The organism is Streptomyces colwelliae, from assembly GCF_048158785.1.
Classification (GTDB): Bacteria; Actinomycetota; Actinomycetes; order Streptomycetales; family Streptomycetaceae; genus Streptomyces.
Genome location: NZ_JBLTJC010000455.1, coordinates 1 through 7,469, shown reverse-complemented (window position 1 = coordinate 7,469; position 7,469 = coordinate 1). Strand labels below are relative to the sequence as shown.

The 7,469-nt window shown below is 69.6% G+C and carries 6 protein-coding genes and 1 pseudogene; 6 read left to right on the top strand and 1 reads right to left on the bottom strand.

Annotated features, from left to right (window positions below):
• Window positions 1-68: 68 nt before the first annotated feature.
• Both ACNFOC_RS47490 and ACNFOC_RS47485 read left to right on the top strand, forming a co-directional pair.
• Window positions 69-644, top strand: a pseudogene (locus ACNFOC_RS47490) (urease accessory protein UreH domain-containing protein); the annotation flags it as partial.
• Window positions 645-689: 45 nt separating this feature from the next.
• Window positions 690-2,306 carry a serine/threonine-protein kinase gene (locus tag ACNFOC_RS47485; protein WP_416965216.1) on the top strand — a complete coding sequence of 539 codons (1,617 nt, stop codon included), beginning with the start codon at window positions 690-692 and terminating at the stop codon, window positions 2,304-2,306.
• A gap of 4 nt (window positions 2,307-2,310) precedes the next feature.
• Here ACNFOC_RS47485 and ACNFOC_RS47480 read toward each other — a convergent pair whose 3' ends face one another.
• Window positions 2,311-3,117 (bottom strand): SGNH/GDSL hydrolase family protein, encoded by an 807-nt coding sequence (locus ACNFOC_RS47480; protein WP_416965215.1) that lies wholly within the window; start codon window positions 3,115-3,117, stop codon window positions 2,311-2,313.
• Window positions 3,118-3,402: 285 nt separating this feature from the next.
• On the opposite strand from ACNFOC_RS47480, the gene ACNFOC_RS47475 reads away from it, so the two are divergent.
• The 4 genes from ACNFOC_RS47475 to ACNFOC_RS47460 form a co-directional block, all read left to right on the top strand.
• Window positions 3,403-4,611, top strand: a complete 1,209-nt coding sequence (locus ACNFOC_RS47475; RefSeq protein ID WP_416965214.1) for a S8 family peptidase — start codon at window positions 3,403-3,405, stop codon at window positions 4,609-4,611.
• A 112-nt stretch (window positions 4,612-4,723) separates the two neighbouring features.
• Window positions 4,724-5,233: a hypothetical protein gene (locus tag ACNFOC_RS47470; RefSeq protein WP_416965213.1), complete on the top strand. Its 510-nt coding sequence runs from the start codon at window positions 4,724-4,726 to the stop codon at window positions 5,231-5,233.
• Between the two features lie 382 nt (window positions 5,234-5,615).
• Entirely contained in the window at window positions 5,616-6,467 is an 852-nt protein-coding gene (locus tag ACNFOC_RS47465; RefSeq protein ID WP_416965212.1) for a glycosyltransferase family 2 protein, read from the top strand.
• A partial coding sequence (locus ACNFOC_RS47460; RefSeq protein ID WP_416965211.1) for a glycosyltransferase family 2 protein occupies window positions 6,464-7,469 on the top strand: 1,006 nt, incomplete at its 3' end. The genes ACNFOC_RS47465 and ACNFOC_RS47460, both read left to right, overlap by 4 nt.

Below are 7,469 nucleotides of genomic sequence, written 5' to 3'. Positions count from 1 at the left end.
CTGTCGGCTCCCTGTTCTCATGCCGTGCTGCGAAATGAGGCTACTCTAACCACGCAGTTCACCCGGCCGTCCTGGCCTCCGCGCACGCCCGAGCCGGGTCCGCGGCCCCCCACACCGAGACCCACGCACACCCGCACCCGCACAGTCACGACGACGACCACGTCCACAGTCACGACCACGACGACACCCACGAGCACGGCCATGACCGCCCCCACCCCCACGACCATGGCCACACGCACGACCACGACCACGCCGTGGAACACACGCACGGCGGCTTCACCCACACCCACGACACCGCGCCCACCGTGCGCGGCACGATCCTGCTCGGCTTCGCCGGTGGGCTCGTGCCGAGTCCGTCCGCCGTGGTCGTCCTCGTGGGGGCCGCCGCACTGGGTCAGGCGTGGTTCGGGCTGCTGCTCGTCGTCGCGTACGGCGTCGGTCTCGCCCTCACCCTCACAGCCGCCGGATTCGCCGTCGTCAAGCTGGGTACAGGAATGAACCGTGTGCTGGACCGGCGCCCCCGCTGGACCACCAGCACCGTGGCAGTCCTGGTCCGCCGGACCGCACCGCTGGCATCGGCGCTCGTCGTCGTGGCTCTCGGGGTCGGATTGGTGCTCAAGGGGGCGGCATCAGCGCTCGGCTGAGTTACGTTTGGCGAGAATTCGCCCGGCTGCGAATGGGGGGAGCCCATGTCCGAAGATCCGGGCACTGAACGTGTGATCGCGGGCCGCTACCGGCTCCTGTCCCCCCTCGGTGAGGGCGGGATGGGCACGGTGTGGCGGGCCCGCGACGAGGTACTGCAACGCGAGGTCGCGGTCAAGGAGGTGCGCGCGCCGGCCGGACTGGCGTCCGGTGACGTCGAGCGGATGTACGCCCGGCTGGAGCGCGAGGCGTGGGCGGCGGCGCGGGTCGCCAACCGCAACGTGGTGACGGTGTACGACGTGGCGACGGAGGACGGCCGCCCCTGGATCGTCATGGAGCTGGTGCGGGGCATGTCCCTGGCCGATCTCCTGGACGCCGAGGGCCCGTTGACGCCGCAGCGGACCGCGCACATCGGTGCCGAGGTGCTGGCCGCGCTGCGGGCCGCGCACGACGCCGGGGTGCTGCACCGGGACGTGAAGCCGGCCAACGTGCTGATGTCGAACGACGGCCGGGTGGTGCTGACCGACTTCGGTATCGCGATGGTCGAGGGCAGTTCGGCGCTCACCATGACCGGAGAGGTCATCGGCTCGCCCGAATTCCTCGCCCCGGAGCGGGCGTTGGGCCGTACGCCGGGCCCCGAGTCCGACCTGTGGGCGCTGGGCGTGCTGCTGTACGCGGCGGTCGAGGGCCACTCGCCGTTCCGCCAGAACACCCCGCTGAGCACCCTGCGCGCCATCGTCGACGAGGAGTTGCCGACCCCGCGGCTGGCGGGGCCGCTGGCCCCGGTCATCGAGGGGCTGCTGCGCAAGGACCCGGCCGAGCGGATGTCCGCGGCGCAGGCGGAGCAGGATCTGCGGCTGGTGGCCGCGGGCGGTGCTCCTCGCGCGTCCACGGCGCCGACGACGCCGTACTCGCCGACGATGGCGGGGTCCCCGCAGGACTCCTACTCCCAGCAGGACTCGCGGACGCCGCCGCAGGGCTTCGGGCCGCCGCCCGCCTCCTATTCGACGCCGACGGCCGCGGACGAGCCGCACCAGAACCGGCGGGCGGCTGTCGTGATCATCGCGGGTGTGCTCGCGCTGGCCCTGGCGATCGGCGGGCTGACGTACGCGCTGCTGAACCGGAACGACGACGGGGACGCGAACGCGGGCAAGGGCACCAGCAGCCCCAAGAGCCAGCCCTCGGACGCGACTTCGCCCAGCGCGAGCAGTGAGACGACGGCCGCGAGCGAGACGCCGAGCCCGAGCGCCAGCAAGTCCTCGTCGGCGCCGCAGTCGGTGAAGGCGACGGTGGAGGGCGCCAACACCGAGTACTCCGGCAGCTGTCCGCCGCCGAACGCGAAGGCGCCGACGTTCACGGCGAGCATCACGGTGGGGAAGCTGCCCGCGGAGGTGTCCTACCGGTGGGTGACGAAGACCGGTTCGGTCTCCAACCCCGGCTGGAAGACGCTGTCGTTCCCGTCGGGCGGCGGGAAGACCAAGCAGGACCGGGTGTTCCTCACGACGTACTCGAGCAGCGGGACGTTCACGAACGAGATCAGTGTCGAGATCCGCAGCCCGGTCAAGGAGGAGTCCAACTCCGTGCCGTTCTCGGTGACTTGCCTGACGGAGACCCCGTCGGACGGGGCCTCCGCATCGGATTCGGCGTCACCCTCGGACGAGTGAGACGTCAGGCCGCGCTGGTGAACACCGGCAGATAGCCGCCGGAGTGGCCGCCCGCGGTCGGGTGGTACGACTCGCTGATGCTCAGCAGGTTGAGGCTGTGCAGCCAGGAGCTGCCGGAGCAGATCTCGTGGCCGGTGAACGGGGTGCGTACGTCGCCGAAGGTGAAGCCGTGGTCGGCGGCGCGCTTGGCGAGGGCGGCGTCTAGGTAGTCGGCCGCGCCGTTGATGGCGGAGCGCTTGGTCGTGGAGAGGCCGAGGCAGGTGGTGCCGAGCTTGTAGAAGCGGGGGTAGCCGAGCACGACCACGTGCGCGGAGGGGGCTTTGGCGCTGATCGTCGAGTAGACCTTGTCGAGGAGGCCGGGCAGCGTCGAGTCGACGTACGCCTTCGCGGTGGCGATCCGGGTGAGGCAGGCGCTGTCGGACTGAAGGACGCAGGTCGTCATGACGTCGGTGAAGCCGGCGTCGTTGCCGCCGACGCTGATCGAGACGAGGCCGGTGGAGGCGCTGAGGGTGCCGAGCTGGTTGGCGAGAACATCACCCGTACGAGCGCCCGAGCAGGCCTTGAAGTCGAACGTCGAGGGTGAATGCGCAGCCGCCCAGAGGTAGGGGAAGGCCTTGGTGCTGCGGTCGCAGGACCCGCTGGAGCTGATCTTGCTGCCCGCACCGACGCCGGAGGAGTAGGAGTCGCCGAGGGCCACATAGCCGCCGGTGGCGGCGAGTTGGGACGCCTGCGCCGTCATCGCCCCGGTGAGGGCGAGTGCCGCGGCGAGGAGGAGCGAGGTCACGTATGCCGTAAATCGGGAACGTCTCATGGAACCTCCCTTAGCAGGATCTCTGCCACAACTGTCGTACCAACTACGCGCATTGCCGGGAAGTGTCCATGCCAATAGAGAGGCCGACAGGGAGTTGGATTGCGTGCTCATGACAGCTCTGTGACAGACCGTCAACTCCCTTGAACCACACCGGTTCATGACCCAGGCTTTGCTCAGCCTTGGTGCGGAACGCAACGCTCCACGGCCGTGCGCGCGTCAACGCGCGCATCCCCACAGTCGCGCGCCGACCCGGGCGCGCGCCGCCTGGAGGAGGACTCCCTCGTAATGGCACTCCTGCGTAGCAACAAGCTCCGGCTCGCCGCACTGACCGGCGCCGCCACCGCCGCTCTCGTCGGCGGGCTCACCGCCCTCCCCGCCCAGGCCGCCCCGGCCACGGGCACGGTACTGGCCGCCGGTTCCCCCACAGCCGTCGACGGCAGCTACATCGTCACCCTCAAGAAGAACGCCGGCCTCAAGGTGTCCTCGACCGAGGGCAAGGGCCTGATCAAGGAGTACGGCGGCACGGTCACCAAGACGTTCGGCACCGTGCTGAACGGCTACACGGCGAGCCTCTCCGCCACCGAGGCCGAGAGACTCGCCGCCGACCCGGCGATCGCCGCGGTGGAGCAGAACCAGCGCGTCCACCTGACCGACACCACCCAGTCCAGCGCGCCCTGGGGCCTGGACCGCATCGACCAGGCCGCCCTGCCGCTCTCCGGGACGTACACCTACCCGGACAGCGCGGGCAGCGGGGTGACCGTGTACGTCATCGACACCGGCGTCCGGATCACCCACACCCAGATCAGCGGACGCGCCGCGTACGGCTACGACGCGGTCGACGGCGACACCACCGCCTCCGACGGCAACGGCCACGGCACGCACGTGGCCACGACCATCGCGGGCTCGACGTACGGCGTCGCCAAGAAGGCGAACATCGTGGCGGTCCGGGTGCTCGACAACAGCGGCTCGGGCACGACGGCCGGGGTGATCGCGGGCATCGACTGGGTGACCTCGAACCACACCACGTCGGCGGTCGCCAACATGTCGCTCGGCGGCTCCGCCTCCACCTCACTCGACACGGCGGTCGCCAACTCCATATCCAGCGGGGTGACTTACGCGGTCGCGGCGGGCAACAGCGCCGCCAACGCCTCCTCGTACTCCCCCGCCCGGGTCTCCACCGCGATCACGGTCGGCGCCACCACCAGCACGGACGCCAAGGCCAGTTACTCCAATTACGGTTCGATACTGGACATCTTCGCGCCCGGCTCGTCGATCCTGGCGGGCTACAACACCAGCGACACCGCCACCGCCACCCTGTCGGGCACCTCGATGGCGACCCCGCACGTGGCGGGCGCGGCCGCCGTCTATCTCTCGGGCCACACCTCGTCCACGCCGGCCCAGGTCGCCACGGCCCTGGTGAACGGCGCCACTTCGGGTGTCGTGACCAGCGCGGGCACCGGTTCGCCGAACAAGCTGCTGAAGCTCGTCCCGTGACGACCGCCCGCACCACGCCCGCCCGCTCCACCTGAACCACCGTTTCCCCGGAGGCAGCACACGCCTCCGGGGAACATCCATTCGGGGATGCGCGAGAACCGGTGCAAGCGTCTTGCGCACCTTGACGTGCCCGGTCGGGCTGCGCGACATTGAAGTCCGGCATCCGGCGCGCTGGGGGGCAAAGTCGCCAATGCAGACCTTACGTATCAAGAGACCATCCACACGTACCAAGAGACCATCCATCGCCGACACCGAGCGGGCACGACCAGGACCGGGGAGGGACCTGGCGCCACTGCTCGCGGGCGCGGCGGTCGCCGTGGGAGGCACGGGCGCGCTGCTCGCGCTCGTCGACTCGGGATCACCGTTGCGCGGTCCTTTCGCGCTGTTCTTCCTGTTCGCGGCGCCGGCCTCGGCAATTGCCGCGGTGTTGCGCGGACTTGATCCCTTCGGCCGTGTTCTCACCTCGGTGGCGGGCGCGGTGGTCGTCGACATGCTGGTGGCCCAGGGAATGCTGGCCGTGCACCGGTGGTCGGTCGACGGCGGAATCATCACGGTGGCGGCGATCAGTGGCCTGATATCGCTATCGGTATTCATACGGCATATGCCGGTCCACAACGTCTGACAAAGTTGTGTAACGGTCAAACCAACAAAAACGTGAGGCCTCGTTCCAGGCCTTGCCATACAGGTTCAATCATCAATACCGTCGTACATCTCACCCGCACTGGTTCATCATCTAGCGGCTCTAGGGGAGGGCTCAAGGACCGCGATGGATCCGGGGCGGGGCGCGGTAGGGGGGTGCCGTGCTCGGTGACCGTTTCTGTGACCGAGTCGTGCCGCGCGGCCGGCTTTCATGCTTTCCGGGGGTCGACCAGTTTTGCCAGCTCACCATGCGTGCTCGGAGATCTATTTCTCCGTGGCGCCCGTGAGAACCCCCCTTTCGAACCGGAGCACAGAGCCGGGCCGCCCAGGGGCGGGCGGTCCGCCGGACGAGAGGGACCAGACTCGTGAGTTCTGTTCTGCGCCCAGCGACATCGGGCCAAGATCCGTTAATGTCGGCCGAATACCGGCCCATCTCCTCTCACCTGGCGATCACACCGCCGGTGAGCGTGGTGATTCCCGCCATGAATGAGGCGGAGAATCTCCCCTACGTCTTCAAGACACTTCCGGCGTGGATACACGAAGTGGTTCTTGTGGACGGCAATTCCACCGACAACACCGTCGAGGTGGCCCGCGAGCTGTGGCCCGGGGTCAAGGTCGTCGAACAGCGGGGCAAGGGCAAGGGGGATGCCCTGATCACCGGGTTCGAGGCCTGCGGCGGCGACATCATCGTGATGGTCGACGCGGACGGCTCGGCCGACGGGAACGAGATCGTCAGCTACGTCTCCGCCCTCGTCTCGGGCGCGGACTTCGCCAAGGGCTCCCGCTTCGCCAACGGCGGCGGCACGGACGACATGACGTTCATCCGCAAGCTCGGCAACTGGGCGCTGTGCACGATCGTCAACCGCAAGTTCGGCGCCCGCTACACCGATCTCTGCTACGGATACAACGCGTTCTGGCGGCACTGCCTCGACAAGATCGACCTCGACTGCACCGGCTTCGAGATCGAGACGCTCATCAACATCCGGGTGGTCAAGGCCGGCCTCAAGGTGCAGGAGATCCCCAGCCACGAGTACCTCCGTATCCACGGCACGAGCAATCTGCGTGCCGTGCGGGACGGGATCCGGGTGCTCAAGGTGATCCTCAAGGAGCGCTCCAACCGGCGTGCGCTGCGCCGTCGTTCGCGCTCCACGAAGATCGGCACCCCCGACCCGCAGCGCGACCCGCAGCTCACCTCGGTCCGGGGAGAGGTGTCTTGAGCAGTCCCGACATCGCTGTCGTGATCTGCGTCTACACCGAGGACCGCTGGGAGGACATCCTCGCGGCGGTCTCCTCGGTGCGGGCCCAGTCACGGCCCGCGCTGGAGACGTTGCTGGTCGTCGACCACAACCCCGCTCTCCTGGACCGACTCACCAGGGAGTACAAGGACTTGAGGGAGACGGGCGAGGTCCGCGTGCTGGCGAACGCCGGCCCGCGCGGGCTGTCCGCGGGCCGCAACACCGGCATCGCCGCCTCGCGCGGCGAGGTCGTCGCCTTCCTCGACGACGACGCCGTGGCCGAGCGGGAGTGGCTGCGGTACTTCGCCGAGGCGTACGCCGATCCGAAGGTGATGGCCGTCGGCGGCCGGACGATGCCGATCTGGGCGTCGGGGCGCAGGCCGGCCTGGTTCCCCGAGGAGTTCGACTGGGTGGTGGGCTGCACGTACAAGGGCCTGCCGCCGGGCCGGGTCCGGGTGCGCAACGTGCTGGGCGGCAACGCCTCGTTCCGGCGTACGGCGTTCGACGCGGCCGGCGGTTTCGCGACCGGTATCGGGCGGGACGGCGACAAGCGTCCGCTGGGCGGCGAGGAGACGGAACTCTGCATCCGGCTCACGCGGGCCAGGCCGGACGCGGTGCTGCTGATCGACGACCGGGCGGTGATCCACCACCGGGTGCCCGCGGTGCGCGAGCACTTCGGGTACTTCCGTACGCGTACGTACGCCGAGGGTCTCTCCAAGGCGCTGGTGGCCCGAAGCGTCGGCGCCGACAAGGGACTTGAGTCAGAGCGCCGGTACACCACACGGGTCCTGCCGGCCGGGGTGGCACGCGGGCTGCGCGACGCCGTGTTCGCCCGGCCGGGCGGCGCGGGCCGCGCGGGCGCGATCGTCGCCGGGGTGTTCACGGCGGCGGGCGGGTATGTCGTCGGGAGCGTCCGGGCCCGGCGCGGCGGGGCCACCTACGCGGTGGTGGAGATCGAGGGGGACGCGCAGGAGTGTGGGGGCG